The 25,408-nt window shown below is 59.6% G+C and carries 29 protein-coding genes and 1 pseudogene; 15 read left to right on the top strand and 15 right to left on the bottom strand.

The genetic code is table 11. From position 1 onward, the window contains the following. The 3 genes and pseudogenes from NKH41_RS31380 to NKH41_RS31390 all read left to right on the top strand — a co-directional run. A pseudogene (locus NKH41_RS31380) lies at positions 1 to 572 on the top strand (transposase); the annotation flags it as partial. Positions 573 to 1,089: 517 nt separating this feature from the next. After that, a complete protein-coding gene (locus tag NKH41_RS31385) occupies positions 1,090 to 2,742 on the top strand; it encodes an MFS transporter (protein ID WP_031195547.1) in 1,653 nt (550 codons plus the stop codon). Positions 2,743 to 2,782: 40 nt separating this feature from the next. Then, a complete protein-coding gene (locus NKH41_RS31390; protein ID WP_023723202.1) occupies positions 2,783 to 3,031 on the top strand; it encodes a DUF982 domain-containing protein in 249 nt (82 codons plus the stop codon). 105 nt (positions 3,032 to 3,136) lie between these two features. On the opposite strand, the gene NKH41_RS31395 is transcribed toward NKH41_RS31390, so the two are convergent. The 12 genes from NKH41_RS31395 to NKH41_RS31450 all read right to left on the bottom strand — a co-directional run bounded on the left by NKH41_RS31395 (position 3,137) and on the right by NKH41_RS31450 (position 16,154). Then, positions 3,137 to 5,287 carry a type IV secretory system conjugative DNA transfer family protein gene (locus NKH41_RS31395; protein ID WP_352516250.1) on the bottom strand — a complete coding sequence of 717 codons (2,151 nt, stop codon included), beginning with the start codon at positions 5,285 to 5,287 and terminating at the stop codon, positions 3,137 to 3,139. A gap of 13 nt (positions 5,288 to 5,300) precedes the next feature. Further along, positions 5,301 to 6,326, bottom strand: a complete 1,026-nt coding sequence (virB11, locus tag NKH41_RS31400) for a P-type DNA transfer ATPase VirB11 (RefSeq protein ID WP_352516251.1) — start codon at positions 6,324 to 6,326, stop codon at positions 5,301 to 5,303. Continuing rightward, on the bottom strand, positions 6,323 to 7,786 hold the full coding sequence (virB10, locus tag NKH41_RS31405) for a type IV secretion system protein VirB10 (RefSeq protein WP_352516252.1): 1,464 nt from the start codon (positions 7,784 to 7,786) through the stop codon (positions 6,323 to 6,325). The genes virB11 and virB10 overlap by 4 nt, the downstream gene beginning before the upstream one ends. Next, complete coding sequence (locus tag NKH41_RS31410; RefSeq protein ID WP_352516253.1) at positions 7,786 to 8,583, bottom strand: TrbG/VirB9 family P-type conjugative transfer protein; 798 nt, start codon at positions 8,581 to 8,583, stop codon at positions 7,786 to 7,788. The genes virB10 and NKH41_RS31410 overlap by 1 nt, the downstream gene beginning before the upstream one ends. Further along, a complete protein-coding gene (locus NKH41_RS31415) occupies positions 8,580 to 9,293 on the bottom strand; it encodes a VirB8 family type IV secretion system protein (RefSeq protein ID WP_352547726.1) in 714 nt (237 codons plus the stop codon). Before NKH41_RS31415 ends, NKH41_RS31410 begins: the two co-directional genes overlap by 4 nt. Before the next feature lie 72 nt (positions 9,294 to 9,365). Next, positions 9,366 to 10,409: a TrbL/VirB6 family protein gene (locus tag NKH41_RS31420; protein ID WP_352516254.1), complete on the bottom strand. Its 1,044-nt coding sequence runs from the start codon at positions 10,407 to 10,409 to the stop codon at positions 9,366 to 9,368. Between the two features lie 183 nt (positions 10,410 to 10,592). Then, entirely contained in the window at positions 10,593 to 11,327 is a 735-nt protein-coding gene (locus NKH41_RS31425; RefSeq protein ID WP_352516255.1) for a type IV secretion system protein, read from the bottom strand. A gap of 9 nt (positions 11,328 to 11,336) precedes the next feature. Next, entirely contained in the window at positions 11,337 to 12,494 is a 1,158-nt protein-coding gene (locus tag NKH41_RS31430; RefSeq protein ID WP_352516256.1) for a transglycosylase SLT domain-containing protein, read from the bottom strand. Continuing rightward, a complete protein-coding gene (locus tag NKH41_RS31435) occupies positions 12,478 to 14,880 on the bottom strand; it encodes a VirB4 family type IV secretion/conjugal transfer ATPase (protein WP_352516258.1) in 2,403 nt (800 codons plus the stop codon). The genes NKH41_RS31430 and NKH41_RS31435 overlap by 17 nt, the downstream gene beginning before the upstream one ends. After that, positions 14,877 to 15,170 carry a VirB3 family type IV secretion system protein gene (locus NKH41_RS31440; protein ID WP_352516259.1) on the bottom strand — a complete coding sequence of 98 codons (294 nt, stop codon included), beginning with the start codon at positions 15,168 to 15,170 and terminating at the stop codon, positions 14,877 to 14,879. Before NKH41_RS31440 ends, NKH41_RS31435 begins: the two co-directional genes overlap by 4 nt. A gap of 3 nt (positions 15,171 to 15,173) precedes the next feature. Beyond that, positions 15,174 to 15,488 (bottom strand): TrbC/VirB2 family type IV secretion system protein, encoded by a 315-nt coding sequence (locus NKH41_RS31445; protein ID WP_352935534.1) that lies wholly within the window; start codon positions 15,486 to 15,488, stop codon positions 15,174 to 15,176. Between the two features lie 12 nt (positions 15,489 to 15,500). Beyond that, positions 15,501 to 16,154, bottom strand: coding sequence for a lytic transglycosylase domain-containing protein (locus tag NKH41_RS31450; protein ID WP_352516262.1), 654 nt, complete (start codon positions 16,152 to 16,154; stop codon positions 15,501 to 15,503). An 88-nt stretch (positions 16,155 to 16,242) separates the two neighbouring features. Here NKH41_RS31450 and NKH41_RS31455 point away from each other — a divergent pair, with 88 nt between their 5' ends. The 3 genes from NKH41_RS31455 to NKH41_RS31465 are packed head-to-tail and all read left to right on the top strand — an operon-like array spanning position 16,243 to position 17,550. Continuing rightward, a complete protein-coding gene (locus NKH41_RS31455) occupies positions 16,243 to 16,845 on the top strand; it encodes a hypothetical protein (protein WP_352516264.1) in 603 nt (200 codons plus the stop codon). Then, complete coding sequence (locus tag NKH41_RS31460) at positions 16,842 to 17,399, top strand: thermonuclease family protein (RefSeq protein ID WP_023722879.1); 558 nt, start codon at positions 16,842 to 16,844, stop codon at positions 17,397 to 17,399. Before NKH41_RS31455 ends, NKH41_RS31460 begins: the two co-directional genes overlap by 4 nt. Then, entirely contained in the window at positions 17,386 to 17,550 is a 165-nt protein-coding gene (locus NKH41_RS31465; protein ID WP_156948357.1) for a hypothetical protein, read from the top strand. Before NKH41_RS31460 ends, NKH41_RS31465 begins: the two co-directional genes overlap by 14 nt. Here NKH41_RS31465 and NKH41_RS31470 read toward each other — a convergent pair. Next, positions 17,547 to 17,891, bottom strand: a complete 345-nt coding sequence (locus tag NKH41_RS31470) for a hypothetical protein (protein ID WP_031195334.1) — start codon at positions 17,889 to 17,891, stop codon at positions 17,547 to 17,549. The two genes, NKH41_RS31465 and NKH41_RS31470, sit on opposite strands and share 4 nt — an antisense overlap. 141 nt (positions 17,892 to 18,032) lie before the next feature. On the opposite strand from NKH41_RS31470, the gene NKH41_RS31475 reads away from it, so the two are divergent. From NKH41_RS31475 to NKH41_RS31490, 4 genes are read left to right on the top strand one after another with little or no spacing between them, the layout of a single operon-like run. Next, positions 18,033 to 18,662, top strand: coding sequence for a response regulator (locus NKH41_RS31475; RefSeq protein WP_023722882.1), 630 nt, complete (start codon positions 18,033 to 18,035; stop codon positions 18,660 to 18,662). A 13-nt stretch (positions 18,663 to 18,675) separates the two neighbouring features. Further along, positions 18,676 to 19,368, top strand: coding sequence for an FkbM family methyltransferase (locus tag NKH41_RS31480; RefSeq protein WP_023722883.1), 693 nt, complete (start codon positions 18,676 to 18,678; stop codon positions 19,366 to 19,368). After that, a complete protein-coding gene (locus NKH41_RS31485; RefSeq protein ID WP_156948359.1) occupies positions 19,358 to 19,903 on the top strand; it encodes a putative pterin-binding protein in 546 nt (181 codons plus the stop codon). Before NKH41_RS31480 ends, NKH41_RS31485 begins: the two co-directional genes overlap by 11 nt. Beyond that, on the top strand, positions 19,900 to 21,216 hold the full coding sequence (locus NKH41_RS31490; protein ID WP_023722885.1) for a sensor histidine kinase: 1,317 nt from the start codon (positions 19,900 to 19,902) through the stop codon (positions 21,214 to 21,216). The genes NKH41_RS31485 and NKH41_RS31490 overlap by 4 nt, the downstream gene beginning before the upstream one ends. 110 nt (positions 21,217 to 21,326) lie before the next feature. On the opposite strand, the gene NKH41_RS31495 is transcribed toward NKH41_RS31490, so the two are convergent. Continuing rightward, positions 21,327 to 21,797 carry a helix-turn-helix domain-containing protein gene (locus NKH41_RS31495; protein ID WP_245278784.1) on the bottom strand — a complete coding sequence of 157 codons (471 nt, stop codon included), beginning with the start codon at positions 21,795 to 21,797 and terminating at the stop codon, positions 21,327 to 21,329. 198 nt (positions 21,798 to 21,995) lie between these two features. On the opposite strand from NKH41_RS31495, the gene NKH41_RS31500 reads away from it, so the two are divergent. Together NKH41_RS31500 and NKH41_RS31505 are read left to right on the top strand one after the other, a co-directional pair. Beyond that, positions 21,996 to 22,598: a hypothetical protein gene (locus tag NKH41_RS31500; protein WP_023722887.1), complete on the top strand. Its 603-nt coding sequence runs from the start codon at positions 21,996 to 21,998 to the stop codon at positions 22,596 to 22,598. 125 nt (positions 22,599 to 22,723) lie between these two features. Continuing rightward, positions 22,724 to 23,182 (top strand): hypothetical protein, encoded by a 459-nt coding sequence (locus tag NKH41_RS31505; protein WP_031195338.1) that lies wholly within the window; start codon positions 22,724 to 22,726, stop codon positions 23,180 to 23,182. A 66-nt stretch (positions 23,183 to 23,248) separates the two neighbouring features. On the opposite strand, the gene NKH41_RS31510 is transcribed toward NKH41_RS31505, so the two are convergent. Next, positions 23,249 to 23,374: a hypothetical protein gene (locus NKH41_RS31510; protein WP_023722890.1), complete on the bottom strand. Its 126-nt coding sequence runs from the start codon at positions 23,372 to 23,374 to the stop codon at positions 23,249 to 23,251. A 382-nt stretch (positions 23,375 to 23,756) separates the two neighbouring features. Between NKH41_RS31510 and NKH41_RS34290 the strand changes: the two genes are divergently transcribed. The 3 genes from NKH41_RS34290 to NKH41_RS31525 all read left to right on the top strand — a co-directional run. Beyond that, positions 23,757 to 24,305, top strand: a complete 549-nt coding sequence (locus NKH41_RS34290) for a hypothetical protein (protein ID WP_023722891.1) — start codon at positions 23,757 to 23,759, stop codon at positions 24,303 to 24,305. A gap of 73 nt (positions 24,306 to 24,378) precedes the next feature. Then, entirely contained in the window at positions 24,379 to 24,948 is a 570-nt protein-coding gene (gene msuE, locus NKH41_RS31520) for an FMN reductase (protein WP_352516267.1), read from the top strand. A gap of 27 nt (positions 24,949 to 24,975) precedes the next feature. Next, the coding region (locus NKH41_RS31525; protein ID WP_352935538.1) for an LLM class flavin-dependent oxidoreductase at positions 24,976 to 25,408 on the top strand (433 nt) is incomplete at its 3' end.

The following is a 25,408-nucleotide window of genomic DNA, read 5'->3' on the forward strand; positions in this document are numbered from 1 at the left end:
GCCCACCACGACCCTGCGCAAGCATGTCGCGGATCTGGAGGCCAGCACGACGGCGCGCTTCGAAGCGTCGGCCAAGACAGGCAAGCGTCCGCAGGTTCAAGGAGTTCGTTGACGGCGCCGCTAGTTGGAGCCGCGTCGAGCGCATCATCGCGCGGGTCGAGGTCGGCGCCCAAGGTGGCGATATCCGCTTCGTCGTCACCAACCTTGCCGGTGGGAAGGCCAAGGCGCTCTACGAGGATGTCTACTGCCGGCGCGGCGCGGCCGAGAACCACATCACGTGGAAGACGCATCTTGCCGCCGACCGCACATCCTGCACCAGAGCGACGGCCAACCAGTTCCGGCTATTCCTGCATGCCGGTGCTTACTGGTTGATGTGGGGCTTGCGGGCCGCGATGCCGAGGCGCTCGAGCTTTGCCGTCGCCCAATTCGACACGCTGCGATTGCGCCTCATCAAAATCGCTGCGCGGGTGGTCGAGATGAAATCGCAAATCCGCCTGCACCTGCCGACATCGTGCCCCGACCAGCGCATCCTGCGCATCGTCCTCGATCGCATCCCCCAACTCGCGACATAACGATGGGGGCAGACGCCCCGAAACGAACCCGTCGACCGCAACCTGCAAACCCCCGCCTGCCATCACGACGGAGCAATCCCGGCGCCTGACGAGGCGCGTGGAAAAGCACCGCAACGGCGACCACAGCGTCGCTTCAGGCCGTCAAAAGCTTATCGCCGTGCATCAAGGCGGCTAGGTAGGTGTGGCCCGGCTTCGTTGAATCCGCTGCGGGCCAGCTCTCTGATAGAAATCGGCGCCGTCGTCCCAGGCTTTCCATGGGCATCGTTTCCCGCGCGGAATGAAGGTCTCCTTCCCGAAGGCGGCAATTCCTAAACTCGGTGCGATGCCCGATTTGCGGTCAGGCTGCATCCGCCTTTTCTTCCAGACCAAGTAATCGCTTCGGCCAGAGCGCCGGCGGTGAAGAATTGTCTTGCGCTATCCCTAGCAAATGCGCTCATGCTGCTATTCCTCCACGGGCACCTGCGCCGGGAGGGCACCTCTAAACGCGACCGATAGACCGAGGGGAGGGCTCAACCCAATGAGCAGGGTGGCGCCCGCAGATGCGACTCCAGCTTCGTCGGCGACATTTGCGCCGCTCGAGAATGCAACTTTCCGATCGATCTGGCTTGCTACGCAGGTGTCCAGCTTTGGCTGGCTAATTCAAACTGTCGCCATCAGTTGGCTGATGGCGACCATTTCGACTTCCGACGTGATGGTCGCCTTGGTGCAGGCTTCGACGACGTTGCCTACATTCATCCTGTCGATCATCGCCGGAGCCCTGGCTGATAATTTCAGCCGCCGCAATCTGATGTTCGCTGGCTGGTCCGTGATAGCGCTGTCCTCGGCGATGCTGACGGTTCTTGCAGGCTTGGGAATTTTCAATCCATGGATGGTTCTTGCATTCAGCTGTTTGGCCGGAGCGGGCGCCGCTTTCACCGATCCCGCTTGGCACGCGTCGGTCGGCGACATCTTACGAAAACGCGAAGTTCCAGCCGCGGTTACGCTCATCTCGGTTGGATATAACGCTGTTCGAAGCGTCGGTCCGGCGCTTGGTGGCATTGTCGTTGCCTCCTTTGGACCTTTGACAGCTTTCGCTGTGGCGACGCTGACCTATCTAGCGCTGCTGTGGACCATAGGGCGCCGCAAATGGGATGTTCGCTCGTCCCCCCTCCCGCGCGAGCCATTGACCACGGCCATTCATGACGGAGCGCGCTTCACGGCGCTATCGGCGGAGATCAAGGCGGCAATCGCGCGTGGCGCGCTTTTTGGCCTGACCAGCATCTCCATACTCGCGCTCCTGCCTGTCGTTGCCCGCGATCAATTAGGCGGAGGACCGATCGTTTATGGCATCCTGATGGCTGGCTTCGGGACCGGCGCCTTGTGCGTCGGCATCTGCAACAATGTTTTGAGACGGTCGCTCTCCCAGGAGCGACTGACAATACTGGCATGCATTGCTTGCGCGGCGTGTTGTTTATCTCTTGCTCTCACGTCTTCAGTGGCAGTGGCGGCTATTGCGCTGGCGCTCGGCGGCGCGGGATGGGTGGTCACCTGGACGGGGCTCGACGTAAGCGTTCAATTGGCAAGCCCAAGGTGGGTCGTTGGTCGCACGCTCTCGATCTATTATGCCCTTTCGTCGGGTGGTATCGCGGCCGGCAGTTGGCTGTGGGGTACGGTGGCTGAGAACTATTCGCTTGCCTCAGCCCTGGAGATTTCAGCTGCTGCGCTACTGATGGTCGCGGCCACCGGGTTCCTGTTGCCGATCCGTCAATGGCAAGACTCTGATCAGGATCCTTTTGGCTTCGAGACACCGCAACTCGCTCTCGACCTGAAGCCGAGAAGCGGCCCGATCGTCATCAAGATCGAGTACTCAATACCGGAGGCAAACGTCGAAGCTTTCCTCGATCAGATGCAGGAACGACGGCGGGTGCAAAGCCGCGTCGGCGCCAGGCACTGGAACCTCCAGCGCGATCTTCAGGATTCCTCGCTTTGGACAGAAACCTTCCGCACGCCGACCTGGATGGACTATCTGCGCCTAAACCATCGCCTCACAGCGGCGGACAAGGAATTGGACCAACGTCTGCTCGAATTGAACATGGGTGGAAACCCACCTCTTACTAAACTTTCGATTGAGCGGCCGACCGGGGCAACCCGCAAGCGGGATCAACCGACGCGATTTTTCTTCCGCCGGTGATCGCAGGCTGTTGTTGATAGAGTTTCAAGGGTGAGGGTAGATGACCGGCTTGGTAAGATTTGAGAGGCCAGTTGTGATTCAGATTGGCCGCTATACAGAACGCACCGTGTTCGATGTTAATGATGCGGCCTCCATCCTGCTGCGGGATCTTGGTGGTCGTCAGACGGAGAAGCACAGGGCAGCTATGGACGCCTGTCTGAAGGTTATACGAGGTGAGCTTCATCCACCCGCCGCCCGCAGGGCTTTCGTCGCGGTCGCGCGCGAAGCAAAGATTCTACGCTGCGATTGACTGGAGTGCTCAAGCGGCACCGCCCGGCAACTGGCGGCTGATACGGAAGGCCTGAGGCATGACGTTGCCGCTCTTCTATCTGACACGAGCAGGGCGCAGCAGTTCCTACCCGTCGACTACATCAGGCAAAGTATCTTCGACGACGCTCAAATTTCGATCGAAAGCCTCGGTGTCGGATGCGTGGGCTCGGAGAGATCGCACCTTGTTTAGGATAGCCGCAACCGCCGCTTCTTTTTCTGGCGCTATGCGTGTTGTCACCGCTTTGGCCGCCAACGCGGAAAAATCTATGGCGGCATAAGGTGGCACACCTGCAGTGTCGCTTGCTTTCGGCCGTTCTTTGACGATTGTGCGCCGGCCCCGCGGCGGAGCCATACGGCCGGCTTTTGCGGCAAATGTTGCGCCGCGCCGTAGGCGCGTCTGCAAGAGGCCTGAGCGGTACGCCGGTGCTGTCGGCACAATCGTCGGGAGCGCAGGAGATGGAACCGCCGCGGAAGCGTCCAGCGCAGGTCTTTTCGTGCGCGAAGCGTCGGTAGAGGCGGGCAGGGGCATGAATGCGCGTTTGGCGAGCTGGCCGTCGGCGAAATAGAAATTGCGCGTGCCAAGGATCGGCAGCTCGCCGCGCGGCAATATGATGACCTTGTTCTTGTCGAGCGTGCGGATTTCGTCCGGCCGCATGAGCGGCCGCCGCACTTCCTTGCGGTGCTCCGAGCGCGTGTAATAAGTGTCGAACAACGTCGCCTTGGTGCGCGTCACGTCTTTTTGCACGTCCGACCTTTCGCCGAGCTGCTCGGAAACGTAGCGCAGATCGTCAGCATCCTGCGCGCCGAAAAAGATCTGCACGCGAGCGGCATTAATGAGCGTCTTGCGCCCTTCCTGGCGATAGATCTCGCCTACAGCCTTCAACGACTGCACGAAAAACCACATCGAAACACCGTTGCCGCCGAGCACGCTCGCCATTTCGGTGACGTTCTCCAGCTTGCCGAGGTTCTGGAACTCGTCGAGCAGCACAAGTACCGGATGCTCGCCCGGCTGCGGCAGGCTTTCCGACATGAAGTTCATCATCTGCGTGATCAGGACGTTGAACAACGGTCCAAGCGAAGTGATCTGCTCGCGGCGCACGTCGAGATAGAGAGAAATCCGGTCCCGCTTGAGCCTGCGAATATCGAACGTGCTGCGCGAGGTGGCTCGCATCAGGCGCTCGTTGAGGAAGGGGGCCATGCCGGTGCGCACGCCGGCGTAGATTCCGGAGAACTGCCGCTCAGACATCTCAAAGTAGGGCAGCAGGGTTTGCAATGTGAAATGCGAACATTCGCGGCGGCGTTCCTCGCGCAGCGAGCCGATGAATTCCAGGAGCGGCTGCTCGGCACCGTTCATGATCTCGAGGATTGTGGCAAAGGTCTTTTTCTGGTTTGGGATCGTCGGCGATTCCATGACGAAGGATGCTATGCCGGTAAAAAGGAGACGGGCGTCGTTCACCCAATAAGGGTCGGCATTTGAGGGCGGTCGCGGAAACAGCGCCGCAGCGATGTTGCGAAGGTCGATGTCGCGCTGCGCCGAATCCAGCGAGATGAAGTCCATCGGATTGTAGCATGCGGTATTGCCGTCCTGATCAGCCGGCGCAAAACGCACCACGCGGCTGATGGTTGAACGGTAACCGGCAGTCGCCGCATAGGTCTCGCCCCGCAGGTCGAGAACCACGAGCGAATGCGGCCAGGTCAAGGCGTTCGGGATGATGAGAGACGTGCCTTTACCGGAGCGCGGCGGTCCTATGACGAAACCGCCGACATCATCGCCATCAATCCACAATTTCTTGCCGCCGATCAGCTTGCGCTGGGTCAAGCGGATCTTGCCGGAGCGCTGATCGCGGCCGGGCGACAGAATTTCGGCCAGCCTGCCGCCGGCTCGACCGACGAAGACGCCGCCAACTTTCGTCAGGCCGGTTTTTGATACGTCGCTCATAGTCATGAAGCGAGAGTCGTTGCGTTTTTTCGGGCGCATGAGAAACAGGCCGACCAGCGGCGCAAGAAACCCTAATGCCCCTGCGGCGACGGCGTATTGTACCCGGCTAACATTCCCCGCTATCGTATCTGCCCAGGCCAGACGAACGACGGGCAAGGGATTGGCGTTCAACTGGTCGAACAGGACCCGGGAGCCAGTCCTGAACCAATCTGTCGCGGCATAGACGACGGTGAAGACCAGGGCGCCCAGGGCCATCGCCATGAGCACCATGAAAATTGCAGTTGCGATTTTCTGCATGGATAGGCCCCCGCTAGATTGTCTCGGCCTTGGTGAACTTGATCTCGCTGATGCCGCGCCGTCCGCCTTCGGTGCGGACCATCTGGACGACCACCGGAATGACCTCGCGCAGATAGCCGAGGATTTCGCCTCGTGAGAGGCCCGAACTGCCCTGCATGACCATGAGCGCCAGCCGCTCGTAGGCGGACCGGGCGGAATTGGCATGAACGGTCGTGAGCGAACCCGGGTGGCCGGTGTTGATCGCCTGGAGGAACGCGAAGGTTTCAGCGCCGCGTAACTCGCCCAAAAGCAGACGGTCGGGCCGCATGCGAAGCGAGGCTTCGAGCAGCTGTTGGGCGGAGACCTTGGCAAGCCCCTGGTCGCCCTTCGAGGCTATCAAGGTGACGTTGTTGGGAGCCGGCAGCCTCAGTTCGCGGGTGTCTTCGATCGTGATGATCCGCTCATGGGCCGGGATCTCCTTCAAGAGCGCATTCAAGAAAGTCGTCTTGCCGGTTGACGTGCCGCCTGAAACCACGATCGAGACGCGGTTGCGCACCGCGTATTGCAGGAAGTCCATTGGCGACGTGTCGTGCAACATCTCGACGAGTCGCTTTTCTTCGATTGAAAGCGCAAGGCCGCTGCCCATTGCCGTGTCCTCGAAGGCGCCGAGATCCTTGTAGGCAGCAAGGCTCATATCCATGATGACCTGCTTGCGGATCGAAATCGCCCCGCCTTCGGGAGCCGCCGGCGGCAAGATGCATTGGATGCGCTCACCCGAGGGTAGAGCGGCCGACAGGACCGGCTTCTCTTCGTTGATGACCTGATTTGTCGCCGAGGCGACACCCGTCGAGATATGCCTAATCCAGCCGGGCGTGACCTCGCGCTTGACGACATGCTCCATTTCCTTCGCGCCGAGGCGTTCGATAAACAATTCACCCGGCCTGTTGATCGCAATCTCGGACACCGCATCTTCGGTCAAATAGGCCCATATCGGTTCCAGATGAGCACGCAGGACCGGGGCTCTCGCCCAAGGGTCAGGGAGGGGATGCACGGCATTCATTTCACCGGGCTCCCATAGCCGGAATAAAAATGATCCGTCGGCATGCCGTAGAGAGGCGTCGGATCGATCGCCGCCTTCGGCCGCCCACCTGCCTTCAGGCGTGCAACTTCTTCCTGGACGGGATCGGCGTATAGGTCCGAGAAATCGAGATCTCGCCGCACCAGCACGACGACCGATGTGCCCTGGTCGACGTAGACTGTCGGGCCAATGTTCTGCGTGTCGCGAAACGCCTCTTGCGCGAGTTGCTGCAAGGCGGTCGATGACTTATCAAACGCGATGCTGCGGGCGTCGCGCTGCGAGCCATTGCCACCATAAGTTAGGGTCGTGGTCTCACCTGTTACGGGATCGATTGTCGACACCTGGCGCTGTTGGCCATCTTGCCCGCTATCGCCAAGCGAGGACAGATATTCAGAGACTCCGCCAACCACGGAAAGCATGATGGCGTTGCCGTACCGTGCAGCCCAGTGCGTATCGACACGGCCGCCCATGCCGCCGCGGCCGAGCGCGTCGGCACCAGGCGATTTGATGTCGACGGAAATGCCATCCGAGCGGATGACCCTGCTCCAGACGATGAAAACACGCTTTTGACCGCGCGCAAGCCCCGAGCGGTATTCTCCGGTCAGGCGCGAGCCCTTCGGAATGAGGATCCGCCTGCCGTCGAGCGAGAAGACATCCTCACGCACGACAGCGCGCACGGCACCGGGAAGGTCGGTGTTGATCGCGGTTTCCAAATAGCCGCGAATGATCGTGCCTTCAGGGATCAACGCATCGGTGCGTCGGAAGACCCTGGCTTTGACGATGCCGGAAGAACTTGCCTCAGACTGCGCCAGGAATGCCTTGTTGGGATCACTGTCGGCGCCGGGGACCGGAATGATCTGACCGTCGGGCGCGATCTCGACCTGCGCCGCCTGGGCGCCGGCATCCGTCGAGCCGGTTTGATCATTCGTCACCATCTGGTTCGAGCGCAGGCGTTCCCACACCGCTTTTTCGCGCTCGGCGGCCTCTGCCTTACGGCGAGCCTCTTCCTCTGCCGCGGCTTCGCGGCGGGCTTCTTCCGCCTCGGCCTTGCGGCGAGCCTCCTCTGCCGCCATTTGCGCCTCCAGCGCGCGCCGCTGCGCATCGAGATCCGCGCCCTCCTGCACGGTCTGATCGACATTGGTAGCCTGTTGCGCGCCGCTCTGGTCGGCGGCCGGTGGCGGCACCACAATCTGCTCGATGGTGCCGTCGGCAGGTTGCGGCGGTTCGTTCAACGCCGGCGGGCGGAATTCGGGCGGGTTGAAGTTTTCCTCGCCGTCGCTGCGAACATCGCGCGATACCGGCTCCCGGGGCCAGTTCAGCCATATCAACGCGCCAACCAGCACCACGCCGAGGGCGACCAGGGCGATCCTGGTACCCACGCCCGCACCGCGGCGCGCGACCGTCGGGCTGCCGTCCAGCTGGTTATAATCGATCTGGGTCATCACCGCCCTCCGCTGGATCCGAACAGGGTGGAACCGCCTGTCAGTTTCGTTGGACCGTAGACTTGCTCGACCGGATCGATGGCGTTGGGTCGCGCCCGGTTGTAGAGGCAGAGCGTCTTGCCATCGGCCCGCAAGGTGAATTGCTGCGCGACCTTGTCGATGACTGTGTATTTGCCCTGCGTGCGAACGTTGACCAGCGACTCATGGCGCTTGTCGTCGACAACGAAAATCGCCGGAATGTCACCCTTGAACTCCAGAAACACCTTCGTGCCGTCGTCGAATACGGTACGCGGCTTCAGGCTGTCGTCACCCTTGTAGGCATAGTCGTAATTGAGATCGGCATAGTTCAGGTCCTTCAAATCCGGATCGGCGGCGCTCTCTTTGGCCTGTGAGAGCAGGCGCGCGTTGATATCCTCGTCCGGGTATTTGAACCGGACCTGGAACGATGCCCGGTCACGGCTATTGTCGGTTGCCTGCAGCAGCAAGGAATAGACGCGCCGGTTGGTGACGACGTTGACGTTGGTCCACGCATCGCGCTCCAGCGGCTTTACGAACAGAAATCGCGATCCGCGTTTGGGGATGATCGACCAGCCTTTCGTGTCGCCAGCCGACACGGTTTCGATGACTTCGGTCGGGCTGAGCTCGACCATCGTCGAAATACCCAGAGCTGCGCGCACCGACGTCACGTCGTCATTGTTGAAGGTGACGTATCGGATGCGGCCGTCGCGTGCGGCCGCGTCGTGCATTGTGCCGAGCAGAAAGGCGGCCGACAGCGCAAGGCCCACGCGCCATCTCATTGTAGGCTCCCCGCAGCGGGCGCCGATTCCTGATCGCGGCGGTAGTCCGTAACCTGAAATCCCAACGGATTGTCGAAACGCCATTCGTTCTTCAGCGGCGTCGAGGTGTAGCGGAATTTTATCACCGCCACCCAATCGTCGGTGGTGGACGAATTGTCCCGCCGCGTCGTCGTGGCAAAGCGCACCGAGGCTGTGTTGCGATTGAGCAGGGAAACCGACTTGATCTCGACCGAGACAGTGACATTGCGGCCAAAAATCTTGTCCAGCGATTGTGGATTTGCAGGCGTATAAAGCCACGTCAAATCCTTGGATGCCGCGTCGGTGGAGTAGAGCTGGGCCAGGTCGTAATTCTGTTTCAGTTCACGGGAATCGTAGGTTTCCCGGGCCCTGATATAGCGGACCAGATTGGCCGCCGTGACGGCTTCGTTCTGCGACAAATCTCCAGGCTTCAGCGCGCGCATGATTTCGAGGTAGCCCGTCGATTTGTCGACCTCGACAACATACGGTTCGAACTGCCGGAGCGGCAGGATCAGCACGAGCGCCAACAGAGACAGCACCGCCACCAGTCCGGAAACGCCGCTGATGATCCAGGCCAATGTACGCGATCGACGCATTGACCGGTGCGTGTCGTCTTCCCAGGTCGCGCCCGCCCTGTAATAGCGCTTGTCGACGAGTTCGCTGCTGCGGTCGGCAGCCGTTTCCACTGGCATTGTCACGTTACTATTGCCTCGTTTGCGCGACGCATTCTGATCCACGCCGCGATCGGTGATCGTTCTTGTGTCCTAGGCCAGAGGCCTGGAGTTATCGCGCGCACCTTGCTGGATGGCGGACCGGGTTGCGGCATCCGCCCTAGCTGCTCGCGAAGATCGAAAACTGTTTGCCGCGAGCTGTCGGGCGCCGCGAGCGGCGCGGCCTGCGACCCATCGCGCGCCGGAATAGCGCACGGCGTTTCTGCCGAAGTTTCTATAAGGATTGTATGCTCCCACGGTGCTCAGATACCCGCCGCCATTCAGGATCGAAGCAATCGAAGGTATCTGCATGAGAACGTAGATCCCGATGATCGTCACCAGCACCAGCGGCAGCACCAGCGACATTTTGCTGTCCATGGTCGCTCCGCCGGACGTGGCGGTGTTCAGCGCCGCGTTGACGAGCGAGAAGTAGAAACCGAGAAAGCCGTAGATCAGGACTTGCTGGATCATCAGGAAGGTGCTCAGCGAAAGGAAGCCTTCGCTCATGCGCGAGGACCATCGGTAAAGCCAGAGAATGATCCATATCGGCGCCAAGGCCAGCGTGATGAACAACATCACCTTGGCGGCGATGATCGCGGCAATGGCAAGCGCTGCGAAGATGATGGCAGACAGCAGGACGAGCAGCGACAAGAGCGCGCCAAAAATGTCATAGAAGGATCCGCTATAGACCTGATTGGCGACGTCCTGCGCCCCTTGGTAGAGATTGTCGATCAGCGCTGGAATTGCCGCCTGATCGCTGAGCTGATTGCCGGTGGCCCGCGACACGGCGCCGACGATCACCTTACCGACCTCGTCTGGAATGCTTTGCACGAGCTGATAGATCGTCGCGGAAAATGTCCCCCATCTGGTCAGCAGCAGATAGATGATGACGGCGCGGCCGAGGCGATAGGCCGCTTCGATTGGCGAAATCGACTCACGCCCGCTCAAAATCGAATAGCCCCACCACACGATATAAAGGGTCAGCATCAGCGTGAAGACGTTGCCCATCGCATTGCCCAACTGCATATAGACGGTGCGAACGAAGTCCTCGCCGATGTTGTCAATGCCACCGAGGATGCTTGCGGCGAGACCGTTCATGGATCCTCGTCAATGATGCTGGCGAACGGCGTTGAATTGACCGGCTTCAGCGCGCCGCATTCGTCGGTGTGGGCATACGCCAAAGGCCCGCACGGAGCTTTCAGTTCGCGATTAGCGCATCCAAAAAGCCCCGCGCCGAGCCCAATCACAACGCATATGCGCAGGACTCGCCTCGACAAGCGCTCAGCCCCCGCTCTTGCCGAATTCCGCGAATGGATTGACGGTGCGCGGCGTCATCATCTTCTGCACCTGGCTCTGGCGAAGAAGATCTCCCTTCAGCTTCTCATTCAGGGCCGCGACCGCACCGTTCTGCACGCCGATCAGTTCGTTGACCGCGCGCGCGTTTTCCAGCTGCATTCGTGTGTTCTGGTCCACCGATCCCTTGACGTCCTGTGACTGCCCGATCTGCCCGCTCGCGGACTGCAGGGACCGTTGGCGCTGGGTGACACCTTGCGAGGCCTGCGAAGTCAGCGCGCTTAGCAGCGAGGCCACGTTGACGCTGCCGCCATAGGCCGTGTTGACGGCGCTCGTCTCTTTGCCGGCAATCTGCTGGAGCTGCTTCACCAGCTGGAGCCCGTTGATGACGGCGCCGGCGATTTTCTGGATTTCGGGCGAAAGGCCGCCAAACGAAAGAGCCCCGCCGTTCAGGATCGATCCGAACGACGGCGCCTGGGCAATCGACATATTGCCGCCAAGGCCCATCTGTCCGATCCCGAGCGATCCGTCACGACTGCCGCTGAGAGCCTGCAGGATCTCGTCGCTCTTTTTCAGGATATCCTTGTTCGAATCCATGATGGAGTTGGTATTGTCCGCATTCTTGCGGGCGACATCGAGATTGGCGCCATCGATGACGGCAATCTGTGCGTGGGCCGTGCTTGCCCAAAGCGCCAGACTGCCGGCAATTGCGAATTTCGTCATGTCAGCCTCCTATTGCTGCAGAGAATCGATGACGCTGGCAGCGCCAGCAGGGTCAGTGGTGATGATCATCGAGCGGCTGTCGGCTGAGCTTGTCCCTGCATTCTCAACCGCGCATGGTAGCCACCGGCCGCGATCGATCTTCAACCATTCCAGTTCCACGGGATTGCAAGAGAACGGGTTTGGAGAACCGCTCTTCGGCTGTTGCACCAGCTTGGCCGACTGCGATGCCTGAACGTTCTGCAACGACAGAAGTTGAGCCAGCAGGCCAGTGAAATTCCCCGCATTGGCGAGGTACTGGTTGGTGACATCGGCGTTGATCCCACGAGCCGACGAGTTCAGCTCCCAAGCGTCCTTGTATTCCGTCACTTGGCCAACGTTGCCCGCTAGCGCGTCAATCGCCGCATAGTTGGCGCCCATCTGCGATGAGCTTGCATCAAGGCCGCCAGCCGCCTTCCTGACCGTGCCCATGGCCGCGTCCTGGGCCGTGCCGCCGGCGCCGTCGGCCGTCACGATCGAGAATGGTGCCGGCGCGGCGGCCGGAGCCTTGCCGCTCGACACATAGTCGTTGAAGTAACTGTTCCAACGGCCGACGCCGCCGGCCCATTGGTTTTGCTCGCCTGCGTTCGATCCGTTGTAGAAGGAGGCGAGACAGCTGTAATTTGTCGCCCCGCATTGCTTCACCCCCATTCCGAGATATTTGACGCCGCCTTCGATATTCTGCTCGTTCACGTCGCGGTCCAGTCCCATGGACTTGCCGGTGCCCTTGGTCAGCTGCATGACGCCTTTGACGCCGGTGTGGCTCCCGGCGCACGTGTCAAAGCGCGATTCCTGATAGGCGACGGAGAGCGCCAGGCCTTCGGGCACGCCGTACTTTTGCGCGTAATAGCGGATCATTTTCACGTTGCCCGCGTCGCGCTGCAACGCGTCGGCCGGGGACCGGCGAAACATCTGTGAGCGGTATTTGTTCGAATAGGTGCAGACGACGCTTTTTTTCCTGTTAGTTTCGTCCTTCTTCGCTTCATCCGACTTCGTGCTGTGCTGCTCGTCCTCTTGCCGCTTGTCGAGGTTCGAATCGTCGATGACCGCGATTTGCGCGACAGCCAAGCTCATGCTTTCCGCCGTCGCGAGTGCCACGGCCAGACAAGCGCTGCTAAGCCGCTTCGTCATGCTCGTTCTCCCATCCGCAGAAGTATGGCAGCCACATCTCCGGCTCGTCGCCGAAGGTTTCCCGGAGCCGTGCGCATTCCTTGCTGTTGGCTTCGTTCGAGGACAAGACCTTGATGAGATCGGGCATCGCCGACAAATCGAGCTTGGCGACGATCGAGTCGCTGTCGTGCTTGACGAGGAAGGTGCGTGTTTCCTTCGCGGTTCGGCGCACGAACTCGAATTCCTTCGCTGTCAGCGAGAAGCGCTCCATGTAGGACTCCTTGCTCGCCTTCGGGTTGGGGAAGAAAATGTTGGTCTTCGTTTGCTCGATCAGTGACGACGAGATGGCGGAATTGACGACGTCTTCCGCCGTCTGCGTGCCAAAGCCGACCACGCCGTTGCGGCGACGAATGGTCTTCAGCGTTTCGTTGATGAAAGCGGCGAAAACCTCGTCGTCCAGCAGCTTCCAGCCTTCATCGAGGAAGAGCATGATCGGCGAGCCGTCGATGACGTCCTCAAGACGGTGGAAGATGTAGAGCAACGCCGCCGAGCGCAGCTTTCGGTCGCCCAGGATTTTGGTCATGTCGAACCCGACAACGGGTTTCGAGAAATCCACCAGATCGACGGGATTGTTGAAAAGCCAGCCTCTGTCCTTCGGGTCGAGCCAGGGCTGTATCCGCGCGGCCAGATCATTCATGCCGGGCATGAGCGAACCCCGCAGCACTTCCGGCAGCAGGTCGAAGGTCCGCTGTTTGCGCGGGATCTTGTAGATCATGTCGACGGCGGCGTTGATGACGCGCATCTCCGCCACGTCCAGCGCACCGCCTTCCGGCGTTAGAATGTAGATGAGCAGATCTTCCAGGAAAGAACGGTTTTCTGCCGTGTCCTCGAGCTGCAATGGCGCGAACCCGGTCGGCTGAGAAGGCTCCATCACCTCGTATCGACCGCCGAGCGCCCGAACGAAAATTTCAGCGCCGCGCATATAATCGAAATAAACACATCGTGGCCGCGGCATGATGCGCATGGCCTGCGCCATCAGGAATGACAGCACCACGGTCTTGCCCGAGCCGGTCGGACCGAACACCGTAAAGTGCCCGACATCGTGAACGTGGAAATTGAAATAATAGGCTGTCTGGCTGGTCGTTTCGAGCAAAGCGATGGGGCGTTTCCAATGCAGCCTCTCGCGTTGGCCCGAGGGGAAATTGTGTCCTGAAAAAAGGCCGGCGAAGTTAAGGGACGAGATCAACGCGCGTCGCGCGATGTAGCTGAAATTTCCCGGCAACTGCGCCCAAAAGGCGAGTTCCGTGTTCAGTGTCTCGCGGACCGGCACGATCGACATGCGCGAAAGCTCGGCCGTGATATCGGATAGCGCACGGTTGAGCCCAGCCATATCCGGTGCCAATGCCATGACGCTCATGTGATGTTGTCCGAAGACGACTTCGCCGCCGGCCAGCTTGTCGGCGCCGTCGTGGACGGACTGCTCGACTGTCGTGCCCGCCTCGTCGGAGCCCTCAACCTGGTTCGCGATGGTGTTGATCCTGCGCATCGCCGTGACACGGTCTTCGATCGCGAAACTCTGCGTCAGGACGAACTCATGTGGCAGGCGCAAGAGACCGTCCAATGAGCCCGGCGCGGTGAACGGCGGATATTCCTTGATCGACACCATGGCGCCGAGCTTGCCAGCGTCCGGTCCGCGAAGTTCCAGCGCGGACTTGCCGAAAAACAGCTGCCGCGTCGCCAGCACATCGCCAAGGGACATGCGCGGCAAAGGCATTTCCACATCGACGCCGCCGGCGAGGATCTTCGCCAAAAATTCCGCGGGCTCGGAAAAGAAGCCGTTGCGGCGCTTCACGAGACCGAGAAGACGTGCACCATAAGCCGTAAAATCCTTGACGACGCCGTCGAGAACGTCCTGCAGTTCGGCCATCGCCTCTTCGCGGGTTTCTTCGCCTGCGGTGCTGATGCGGAACGCATTGAGCGCCTTGTCCACCCAGCCGACGCGGCCGACCATCGGCCGGCGTATGACCGTCAGATACGCTTCGTTGACGAAAAGGTTTTTCGCCCCAAGCTCATCCATGTAGCGGGCGTCGAGCTCGGCCACGAAAGGGTTGTCAAAGTCGCCTTCGATCTCCGGCGTCACGTGGCGGCGGATGATGGTAGTGTAGACCGCAAAGCGAGACGTTGAGAGATTCCGGAACGTCGTGTTGCGGTTGAACATGCGGCTGTTCAACTCGGCCTGGTCCATCGTCTGGAAGGGCAGGCCACTGAGCTGGATGACGCCCACCAGAAAGCCGCTCTTCGTTACGATCAGATTGTCATCGACATGGCGAAGGTAAGGGATGTGCATCGCCGCGGGCTTTTCACGCCGCCGCTCACGGCCAAATTTCAGGTCGGCATCGAGGCTCATGGCGAATAGCTCCTCGCCCCCCAGAAAGTAAGGTTCGCCACCGCTCCGCGTTTGGAGACGCGCCGCTCGAAAATATGAAACATATAGGGGTCGAGCTGGCACAGATATGCGCTGACCAGATGCACCACGCCGAACACCCCAAGACCGAGCATGAAGCTGCTCGTGGCGATAAAGCCGATCACCGCCAGGATGCCGTTCAGAGCAAAAACTTCATATCGCACCCCCCATTTCATCGGGGGGCGTGTCAGTGGCAGGCTGACCGGCTCGACATAGACTTCCTCGTCGTCCATGTCTCAGCTGCCTCCCGCGGTCGCGCGAACCGCATCCACCAACTGGGCAGCGCCGAAGATCAGAGCGATGCCAATGATGATGGAAAAAGCCATCATCCACGCCAGGCGGCCCGTCATGGCGAGGAAGCCAAGAAAACAGACCGCGATGATGGCGAATGAGCGCGCGATGTTGCCCTGCAGAACGCCGACGAACCACTCCAGCACATTCTCGACCGGTGCCGCCGGCTGCGCATATGCACTGGCCGGCGCGAGAGCTATTCCGACCGCCGAGGCCAAGGCCAGTTTCAGGGCAAATTTGCCCGCTTTCCTGTATTCCACCCTTGGCTCCTTTCAGTTGCCGAAATCCATGACATGACCATCCTGCCAGGCGTCCTCGCTTGCTGGCGGAGCGGCCGCGAGCATTTCGGATTTGGCCAGGGCAGACTTCTTCACGACACCGCCGAACTTCCAGCGGTTCAGTATTTTCACGATGTATTCTGCAGTTTCCGGATTCACCGGAATGCCCTGCGCCTTGTAGACGCTGTTGGGCCCGGCGTTGTAAGCCGCCAGCATCAGCAGCGGATCCTGGAACTCGTCATAGAGTGACTTCAGATGGCGGAGGCCAGCCCGTACATTTGCCTCTGTGTCGCAACGGTCGCTCACGCCGAGATCGGCCGCCGTGCCTGGCATCAGCTGCATGATCCCTAGGGCTCCGGCCTTCGACGGACCCTGACTGGCGCCGAGATCGCTTTCGGCCCATGCAATTGCCTCGGCCAGATCGGCGTCGAACCCTTCCTCTTGCGCGATTGAACGCACAAGTCGGGAGACCTCAGCACGATTTCCGGTCGTACACGCCCCCGGCCTTTGCGCCCCGACCGCGGCAAGGGCTTGCGCCGGTGTTGCAAAGGCAACTGCTACGCGGTCTGATGCCAGGTCCTGGCCGTGCGCATTGAACGGCATCGTGGCGCCACACAGGGTGAGCAGGAGAGCGAATCGAGCGTTCATAGTGTCGCCAAAATTTAACACTTTACTATGGCTACACGCAGCCCTAGTAAAGTGTCAACACTGTATGTAATCGCAAGGACGGATTTCGATGAGACAGACGGCCCTTTGCATGGTTTTGCTGCTTCAGGGCACCGCGGCTTATGCTGCCGGCGCCGACGCCCCGAGTGCCTTTGCCCAGCCGTCGGAGCACTACCTGCTCCAGTTTGCCAAGCCGGGCGAGAAGGTGTTCGTCTATGAACGCTATGATGCAAAAGGCGCGCTCTTTCAGCGCGATGCGGCCGCCCTTATCTCGCCGGTTAAGGTGCCGTCGGCGACCGAGCGCGTCATAAACGGCGTGACGTACCGGCTGCGCGGCCTTGCGGCCTGCCCCAAACCGAAGATCACGTACAAGACGCAGCAATGGGACTGCACGAAGGCCGCGCAGGACTATGAAGAGGCAATCTACAACAATCGCGCATCTGTCGTGCTTTGCAAAACACTTGTGCTGCAAAGCACGAAGGGTGAACCCGACGCCGTGTCGTGTTTCTCTCTCGTCGGTGCGGGCAACGCAAACGACCCGTACAACGTCGCCTACGACGATGACGAAATGGTTTTTTTCGACATGGCGGCGATCGGACGCAACAAGGACGGCAAGTCGCTGCGCCCCGATCTGGAGCATTCGGCCGACCTCGGTGGACAGTTCCAGGAATGAAGCAGGCGAGCTTCGCAGTGCTGGCCGCATTTGGTTTGTGCGCTTCGGCCCAGGCCCAGGATGCATCCGAGTCTGCCGTGCCAACGCCCTTGGCAGTATCGAAATCGGCTCAACTGCTGACCGGAGATACCTGGCGTGATGGAGATCACCTTTTCCGCCTCTATGGCGTCCAGTCATGTCTTCGAGGCACGTCAGCCGAAGAGCAAAATGGAAACAAAATCGATTGCGGGAACACCTCGCTGGCGCACCTTGCAGCCCTATTCGATAGCGCGGCGGTTACATGCCAGCCAATCGGCTACGCCCTGGACAAGGCGGTTTTTGTCGTGTGCGGTGCGCAGCTGAATGGCGACACAATCGACGTCGGCACGGCGCTGATAGCGACCGGATACGCGTTTGCCGCAACAACCGCAAACGGCAAAGCCGTCAATGAGAACTATCTGATCGCGGAAATCAACGCTAAGATGAAACGTGCGGGTTTGTGGGGCACAACGTTTCGGCATCCTGTGCGACTGCTGCTAAACAAGCGGTCGGAGAGACAGCATGAAACACGATGATGAAGCGCACAGATATTACTATCCTGTGGAAGGACGCGGCGACGGCGCCATTGGCGGAGCGGCTGCGTTCATCGCGATCATTTTGGTGCCGGCGGCCATCTACGCGGGCTGGAATACCGTGGCCTCATGGATTTCGACGATCTTTTCTTAGGGCTGCAGTTTCGTGAAGGAACCGAGCAACGCGCGCCAATCGTCGACATCAATCTCGCACCAGCCATGAGCCGTCAGCCGTTGGAAGTAAGCAGCCTTCATTTTCATTTCCGCGATAGTGGCTACTGGAGCAATGGCAGCACGCCTTCGCACAGCGGCCTCCTCCGCCATGACCGCGTCCAGCCTCTCACCCAGCACGATCGCGTCCGGCCCTTCGGCCCCCATCCATCGCTTGCCGATACATTCAAGCGCGGCAACGCTCTGACGATGTTCCGCAATCAGTTTTGCGACGTCTTCAGCCGCTTCCATCTGTCCATTGCTGCAGACCTGTTGAATAGGCATCGTCCTCGCCCTGGCGTACATCGGTCACATACTGGTAGCTCGGGAGGTGAGGAAAAATAGGGATGACATCATCCCTTTTTTGAAGCGACCAATTCTGAGAGACAGGGGCGGTGGGCGCATGCGTAGAGGGATTGGCTTCCAATGTTTCGTGCCCTGGTGGTCGAAGACCAGACACTTATGCGTCTGGCACTGATGAACGAAGTGCAAGCAAGCTTCGAAGAATGCATTGTCCTGGGAGCGGAGACGCTGAACATCGCGACTGCCGAGCTTCAAAACAATCATTTCGATCTTGTCGTGATCGATCCTGGCTTGCCCGGTTTTGATCCCACGTCACAGGGCGACCGCGTCGCTGTCGTCGACAAGATCATCGAGGCTTCACCCAGTGCGATCCATGTTGTCGTCACCGGTTCTGACAACCTTTGCGAGGCGGATGGCTTCCGGCAAATCGGCGCTGCCGCCTATCTCGGCAAGACCGGGCTTGCGCCCGGCGTGTTCAGGGACGTGCTGGACGATATTTCCACCAAGGGATTCTCGTTGCGCCTGTCGCGGGTTGTCATGACGAAACCCGATTATCGCTTTTCTGTTCTTACACCGCGCGAACAAGAGGCCATCGACATGATGGCGCATCGCGAACCCGGCGTGAAACGCAAGGAAATCTTTTCGCTGATGGCCGACCGGCTGGCCATTGATGCCGGCTCGGCCGAGAAATACTACAAGCAGGCTCGCGCCAAGCTCATGCGGCAAGGCCATCCGCTCCCACGAGGTCTGTGAGACAATTGCGCCCATGATCGTCCATGGAATCAAGGTTCCTGTCGCACCACAGGATGTTTCGCCGGTTATCTGGAGAGCGCTTCAAAGCCAGAGCTATGAGGCGAAGGAAGCGAAGTGGATCTTCAGGGCAGTCAAGGCGCGCGATCGCGTACTGGAGCTAGGGTCCGGTATCGGCATCATCACCGCACTGATCGCGAAAATCCCCGGCGTTCAGGTGTGGGCTTTTGAAGCGAATCCCGCAACAGCGGAACTAGCGAAGCGCGTGATAGCGGCCAACGATCTCGACAATGTCACATATTCGCAGGGTATCCTCACAGCAGGCCCGCCGCGGTCCTTCACCTTCTACGTTCGCCGCGACCTTTGGATGTCTTCCACGGACAAAGACCAAGGACCATATGAGCGCGAACTTTCGATCGTCTCGGCCGACGTCGATCGTTTCATCGCCGATCATCGAATAAACGCCCTCGTCATGGACATTGAAGGAGCTGAGAAAGAACTTCTGCAGGATGCCGAGCTGCCCGGCGTCGAACGCATCTTTCTTGAGCTGCACGACCACCTCTATGGCCTTGACGGCATCCGCAACATCACCCTTGCCCTAGCAGAAAAGGGATTTGCCTACGATCCGCGGGGCTCCCGAGGACCTTGCGTCCTCTTCGCTAAGAACGATGGCCCCCGCGAATACGAGGATGTGGAAGATGTTGCGTAATGCTCTCGCCGTCATGTTTGCCGTAGCCCTTCCGCTCGCCAGCGCCGCCGAGGAAATTCCGCTCGATCCCAACGAAGTGTCGGTTCAAGACGCCAGCGGCAAGACTGTCGCCGTTTTTTCAGTAAAGCAGCTGCGGGCAGACTTTCCACAACAGACCTATGACACGCGTACGCCTTGGACGAGCGACAACGAGAAAATCGAATATCGTGGGCCGCTGCTTGCAAATGTGCTTGCCAAGGCCGGAGTCACCGCCGTGCAGGAGGTCAAAGTTGTCGCCTATGACAACTTCGTTTCCGACATTCATATGGACGAAATCCGGTCTTATAATCCGATCCTGGCGATCGAACGTCGTTGCAACGAGAGTGACAAGGCCGGCTCGCATTGCCCGCCGGGCCAGGATTTCCGCCCGATCAGCATGGTAGAAAAAGGCCCCATCTTCATTGTTTGGCCCTTCGACCAATTGCCTGCTTCATATGTTCCCGCAAGAAACTCGATCTGGGTGTTTTTCCCAGTCATCCTGCGCGCCACGCAATGAAGTTCTTAAACGGCCGTTTGCTCACTGTTCTGCCGTATCTCGGTATGGCTGCAGCGCTTGGGCTGAGTGCGTGGACATTCATGCAATCGAACCGCTACCGTCAGGAGACGGATGCCATCCTCAATCAGACTTTCGAGATTCAGTGGCGCGCGGCACAGATTCGCGAGCGCCTTATACGAGTCTATGGCTATCTTCGCATTGCCGACGAGACGGGCAAGCTTGATGCGGACATCGATCGACAAATGGCGTTGGTGAACGTCAACGTCGCGCAGTTGGAAAACCTGCCCTATCTGAACCGCTTTTTTCCCGACCACGATGCCGAACTCCTGGGCCGGATTGGCCTAACCCTCGAACAGAAAATTGCCCCTCTTGTGTCAGCGCGTACAAACTACACCCAAGCCATTGCCGACATGGCCAAGCTGGAACAGTCAATTTACGAGATTTCCAGCTCTACCGTTGATCACAGTGCCACCTTGCAGCAGACCGCCAGCATCGACATTGCGGCCTCGCGCAACTGGTTCATCTTTGCCATCGCACTTGGCCTGGGTGCCACCTTTTATCTCGTTATCCATCAACGCTATGCTTTGGCCAATCGCCGTGACCAGCATATGCGCTCGTTCGCTTCGCTCTTTGCGCATATGACCCGATCGCGGGTTACAGCCTTGAGGCTGTTCCTTGAGCACGCACAACCAGACAAGCAACCGAGCGGCGAAATGCTTGAGGCTGCGCGCAGTGCTGCTACTGAACTGGAATCGATCACCAACAGTGTCCTTCAGATCGCCTATGCGCCACAAGATTCCAGCACCGTGGCGCTCGGCCCACTCCTCGAGGATCTCGCGCACGATCGCAGCAGTTTGGTGCAAGTTTTGGTCGATCCTAAAGCACGTCTGCAACCTGTTCCGGCGACGCCGTTACGGTTGGTCGTTAATGAGCTGATAGAAAACGCTCTTGCCGCTCTATCCGGCACCAGAAACGCCCCAATTCTCATCTCCGCGACAGTCAAGCGACGTCCCTTCCTCCTGCGCAGTTACCTCGTACTAGATGTGGCGGACAACGGCGCAGGCATGTCGCCTGCAATCCTTGTGAAGGCAACTACACCTTTCTTTTCAACGCGAGCTGGAAATCATACTGGCCTTGGACTGACCGCATGTTCCCAGATGGTCTCGACGCTGAAAGGAAGGCTCATCATCAACAGCGCTCCCGGTGCCGGCACAACCGTAGAGATCAGGATTCCGGTGCATTCGACTGCCGCCACGTCATGGCAGTCGTTCCTCAGGCGCGGGCGAAAAAAGGTACACACGTGGCGCGCCTAATTGTCAGCTCTGCTCCATTTTCACCTGAATGCACCGGTATGCGCTATCACGGCGAAAACCTGCCAGGCATTCTGTGTAGCGCAGCTTAGACGGATGATGACGCTGGAAGTTCACGGCACTCTGAAATGAGAACCTACGCCTCCGGGTGCGTCAGAATCAGGTAGATCAGTTGATGGCGGGACCTTATCGGAAAAGAGGAAGGTCGCTGGATCAAGTTTCAACGCCTTGGCGATCGCCGCAATTGTGTCGACGCTGATATTGCCGCTTGCGCGTTCCAATTTCATGAATGTCGCCTCCGCCACGCCGATGAGCTCGGCCATCTTATAGCGGAGCAAAGTGCGTCGTTTTCGCTCAATGTCGATGATGTGCGCCAGACGCATGCGGATTGCATTTTCGTCCAACTGATGCGCCCATTCGGGAAGTTTTTTTCCGCCCGCGAGCAGGTCCGCAACTGACACATGCAAGCCGCTTGCCATGATTTGCAACGTCGTCAGGGTGACATTGTTTTTCTGTCGCACGGTCTGGATGTATGTCCGGTAGGCGAGCCTTTCGCCCTCGACGGTCCGGAACAGCTCGGCCATGTGCATATGGGATAGGCCACGCCTAGCTCTCTCCCGCTCCAGCGTTCTCGCAATGTTGGCGCGCAACGGGTTGTTGACCAGGCCCGCGTCGTCTCGTTTCATAAATCGATGTAGTCGCACAACCTGCCTTCTCGATCTGTCCTTTTTCGCGCGGATGATCCATAGTAAAGTATCAGAATCCGCAGCGAGGAAAAGGCTATGAACATGCTGAAATATCTCTTGGTGGGTGCCACCGTCGTCGTGGGCGCCGCGGCTCTTCCATCCCAATCACAGGCATCGGAATGGGGCTGTCAGGTCCTCCTCTGCCTGTCCGGTGACTGGCAGGCCACTCCTTCTTGCCACCCGTCAATCTACAAGTTGATGGCGGCGATGAAAGCGCCGGGTTTTAACTGGCCGATCTGTCCACAAGCCAACTCCAGCGCCGCGAGATTCGAGAAGTATGAGGATTGTCCAGCTGGCTGGCAAGCAGCTGGCAGCTACGACTCCGATCGGCGAGGAATGAGGCAAGAACGGAACATCTGCCGTATCAGCTCCGACAGGCTCACCCTGCCCGCCACTTTCACGAATAGTCGTCTCGGCCAAGACCATGACAACGGATCTCGACAGGCCCAGATCGAAATCAACGGTAGGTTGGTGACGGCAAAAATCCAGATCACGGGCAACGATAGAGGGCATTCCCTTGGTAATGGCCCCACCTACTACACCATCTCTCGGCCGGTGCGCGGAAAGCCCTGGTTCATCGAGTATGACGACGCGAACGGCATGCGCCAGAAAAGCTGGTTCAATCTCAACATGCCATAAGCCAGGCGATCACGCAGGATGAGTCGCCATGAGGATCACAAGGCGTGTCTGTCCGGTTCATTCACCCCGACGCCAGCGATAGCTTCGAGACAGCAATACGGTACTGGATCAGGGAAGGGTAATAAGTGTTGAAGGCGCTGCTCCTGTCGACTGCGATAATGGGCCCATGGGCAGGCTTGGCGGTGGCTAGCCAGAGCGAGAAGCCGCGATCGAGCGCGGACAATCCGATGTGGCCCGCTTCACTGAAATGGGACTGCAAGACCGCCGCCAAAATCGTGTGTGAGCGTGACGGCAGTTGCACAGTGGCCGAGGACCATACTAGGTTTGTGCTGAACTATGGCAGCAACGAAGCTGAGTTCCCGGCCAGCAATGTCAGGATCAAACGGCACTATCAACAGACCGTGCAGGCAAGCCCTTTGCAGCAGGAAGTTAAAGTCGAACTGGCTGACAATCGCGTTCTTTGGCTGACGGCCGTGGATGCCAGCCGCACTTATTCGGAAGCCTGGGTCGGCGCAATGAGCGAGTTGAAGGGCGGCGCGGTACTCATGGAATCCGAGGGCGTCTATTGTATGCCGCACAAGTGAGTGAGCCGAGAGGGAAGGCGAGCGAAAACCGATATGTTCTGACCTCGGGCGCCAGCCACCGGCGTTTCAGAAAAGTCCGGCATAACCGTCTTCCCGGTCTAGTTTCATCAGACGATCAGCCGTCGACTCCTGCGCAGCGGCGTCCTGACCCATCACGGCCAGCGCAGCGAACAGCCCAACAGATTTCCTCATCCAAGTCCCCTCACGCCAAGGACCAAGAACGTTTTGCCTTGCCTGGCGAGAGCTGGGTGCGGATGGTCAGGAGGTCTTGCATGACTAACCTGTCAACAATGAAACGAACATTCCATGGCACGGTGCTCGAGCGCATCGTGGTGGTGGGGCTGGGCGGCCTGCCCCTGACCGCAACGATCGACAATCTGCCGGAAGCGTATCCGGGCGGACAAGTCGCGCGAGGCGGGCGCCTGGGCCTGCTCGGCAATCGCGACATCATGGATACGCCGTTCAACATAGGCAGCTACACGGCGCAAACGATCGAGGATCAGGGCGCACGCACGGTGGACGACGTGATGATCAATGATCCTTGGTACGGAGCACCCATTCAACCGGCGGGATATTGGATTCCTTCTACATTCGCGGCTTTCCGATCAATGAAGGAAATTTTGGCGAGGTCGCGTTCGATGGTGTGTTCGGGGTCGCGCCGACCTATCGCTTGTTCACCGATTATATCGAGCGATCGAGGTTCTCAAAGGACCGGTGGCGCTCCTTTATGGCATCGCGCCGAACAGCAGTCTCGGGGGGTACGACCAATATCATCCCAAGCGCGCGGGCCGAGGTCGATCTGACACGGTCGAGCCCCCAGGGCGGCGGGCATCTCGATGTGAGCGGGCGTTTCGGCGCCGAGCGGCAGTTCGGGGTCCGATTCAACGGCAGCTATCACGGCGGCGACGCCGATCGACGACCAAAAGCGCGACGTGCCGGTGGTGACAATCTGCGGCGCGGGCCGCACCGGGCAACGGAGCGCCGATCGCCACGATCAAGCCTGGCCGGTCTGCGCCCGCGGTTTGCCGCCAATCGGATGTTAGAGCTCATGCTAATGAGGCGTCAGCACTCCGATTTTCTCAATGGTTTGGAAAAATCAAAAGATAATTCCTTATCTCTATAGATTTTGTGTAATATCGTACGATCCCGTGTTGGCAACCGGGCATCCCCTTGGTGGAACAGGAGATCGACGACACGTGGCAAGAATTTCGGTTCTCGGCATATCCGGCGGCGTTAGTACGCCATCCCGCACCACCGCGGTGGTGAGCGCGCTGGTCAAGGCGGTCGCGTCGCGTGTCCCGTCGGACGCCGGCCTGATCGAAATCACCGAGGCGGCGCCGTCGATTTTCGCCGGGCTGTCTCGTCGTGCGCTCGGCGCGTCTGGCGAAGCGATCATCCAGCGTGTCGAGAAGGCCGACCTGCTCGTGGTCGGAACGCCGGTCTATCGGGCGTCCTACACCGGCGCTCTCAAGCACCTGTTCGACCTCGTCGATTATCGTGCACTGACGGGCAAGACCGTGCTTCTCGCGGCGACCGGCGGAAGTCCATACCATGGCCTGGTTCTCGAACATCAGCTCCGGCCATTGTTCGGGTTTTTCGGGGCCGTCACCGTCCCGACCGGCGTCTACGGCGCGCCCGACGATTTCGTCGATGCCAAGATCGTCGGCGCAGCGATTTTCGAGCGCATCTCACGGGCCGCTACCGAAGCGGTCTCCTTGCTTAATTCCAGTGATGCAAACACTGCCGTCGCCACGCGCGTCGGTTGAAGCCAATCAAAAGGGGAAACGAACGAAATGACCTCGAATTCCGACGACGTGAAATTCGCCTACTGGGTCCCGAACGTTTCGGGCGGCCTTGTCATCTCCAACATCGAGCAGCGGACAGGCTGGGACATCGACTATAACCGAAAGCTTGCTCAGATCGCCGAGGCCAACGGCTTCGACTACGCGCTGAGCCAGATACGCTTCACGGCCGGCTATGGCGCCGACAACCAGCACGAATCCGTATCGTTCAGCCACGCCTTGCTTGCGGCGACCACAACGCTGAAAGTCATCGCGGCGATCCTGCCCGGCCCATGGAATCCAGCGCTGGCGGCCAAGCAGATAGCCACCATCAACCACCTGACCAATGGCCGTGTCGCGGTCAATGTCGTGAGCGGCTGGTTCCGCGGTGAGTTCGCCGCCATCGGCGAGCTGTGGCTCGACCATGACGAGCGCTATCGCCGCT

This window comes from Mesorhizobium sp. M1169 (assembly GCF_040318345.1).
Classification (GTDB): Bacteria; Pseudomonadota; Alphaproteobacteria; order Rhizobiales; family Rhizobiaceae; genus Mesorhizobium.

Coding starts and splice junctions, on each gene's coding strand:
- NKH41_RS31430 (WP_352516256.1), bottom strand. CDS start 12,494: ATGACGAAGCGGCTTAGCAGCGCTTGTCTGGCCGTGGCACTCGCGACG.
- NKH41_RS31415 (WP_352547726.1), bottom strand. CDS start 9,293: ATGCCAGTGGAAACGGCTGCCGACCGCAGCAGCGAACTCGTCGACAAG.
- NKH41_RS31475 (WP_023722882.1), top strand. CDS start 18,033: ATGTTTCGTGCCCTGGTGGTCGAAGACCAGACACTTATGCGTCTGGCA.
- NKH41_RS31455 (WP_352516264.1), top strand. CDS start 16,243: ATGAGACAGACGGCCCTTTGCATGGTTTTGCTGCTTCAGGGCACCGCG.
- NKH41_RS31470 (WP_031195334.1), bottom strand. CDS start 17,891: ATGCCTATTCAACAGGTCTGCAGCAATGGACAGATGGAAGCGGCTGAA.
- NKH41_RS31510 (WP_023722890.1), bottom strand. CDS start 23,374: ATGAGGAAATCTGTTGGGCTGTTCGCTGCGCTGGCCGTGATGGGTCAG.
- NKH41_RS31425 (WP_352516255.1), bottom strand. CDS start 11,327: ATGACGAAATTCGCAATTGCCGGCAGTCTGGCGCTTTGGGCAAGCACG.
- NKH41_RS31480 (WP_023722883.1), top strand. CDS start 18,676: ATGATCGTCCATGGAATCAAGGTTCCTGTCGCACCACAGGATGTTTCG.
- NKH41_RS31495 (WP_245278784.1), bottom strand. CDS start 21,797: ATGGCCGAGCTGTTCCGGACCGTCGAGGGCGAAAGGCTCGCCTACCGG.
- NKH41_RS31460 (WP_023722879.1), top strand. CDS start 16,842: ATGAAGCAGGCGAGCTTCGCAGTGCTGGCCGCATTTGGTTTGTGCGCT.
- NKH41_RS31420 (WP_352516254.1), bottom strand. CDS start 10,409: ATGAACGGTCTCGCCGCAAGCATCCTCGGTGGCATTGACAACATCGGC.
- NKH41_RS31490 (WP_023722885.1), top strand. CDS start 19,900: ATGAAGTTCTTAAACGGCCGTTTGCTCACTGTTCTGCCGTATCTCGGT.
- NKH41_RS31465 (WP_156948357.1), top strand. CDS start 17,386: ATGAAACACGATGATGAAGCGCACAGATATTACTATCCTGTGGAAGGA.
- NKH41_RS31485 (WP_156948359.1), top strand. CDS start 19,358: ATGTTGCGTAATGCTCTCGCCGTCATGTTTGCCGTAGCCCTTCCGCTC.
- NKH41_RS31440 (WP_352516259.1), bottom strand. CDS start 15,170: ATGGACGACGAGGAAGTCTATGTCGAGCCGGTCAGCCTGCCACTGACA.
- NKH41_RS31500 (WP_023722887.1), top strand. CDS start 21,996: ATGAACATGCTGAAATATCTCTTGGTGGGTGCCACCGTCGTCGTGGGC.
- NKH41_RS31435 (WP_352516258.1), bottom strand. CDS start 14,880: ATGAGCCTCGATGCCGACCTGAAATTTGGCCGTGAGCGGCGGCGTGAA.
- NKH41_RS31410 (WP_352516253.1), bottom strand. CDS start 8,583: ATGAGATGGCGCGTGGGCCTTGCGCTGTCGGCCGCCTTTCTGCTCGGC.
- NKH41_RS31385 (WP_031195547.1), top strand. CDS start 1,090: ATGAGCAGGGTGGCGCCCGCAGATGCGACTCCAGCTTCGTCGGCGACA.
- NKH41_RS31390 (WP_023723202.1), top strand. CDS start 2,783: ATGACCGGCTTGGTAAGATTTGAGAGGCCAGTTGTGATTCAGATTGGC.
- NKH41_RS31395 (WP_352516250.1), bottom strand. CDS start 5,287: ATGCAGAAAATCGCAACTGCAATTTTCATGGTGCTCATGGCGATGGCC.
- virB11 (WP_352516251.1), bottom strand. CDS start 6,326: ATGAATGCCGTGCATCCCCTCCCTGACCCTTGGGCGAGAGCCCCGGTC.
- virB10 (WP_352516252.1), bottom strand. CDS start 7,786: ATGACCCAGATCGATTATAACCAGCTGGACGGCAGCCCGACGGTCGCG.
- NKH41_RS31450 (WP_352516262.1), bottom strand. CDS start 16,154: ATGAACGCTCGATTCGCTCTCCTGCTCACCCTGTGTGGCGCCACGATG.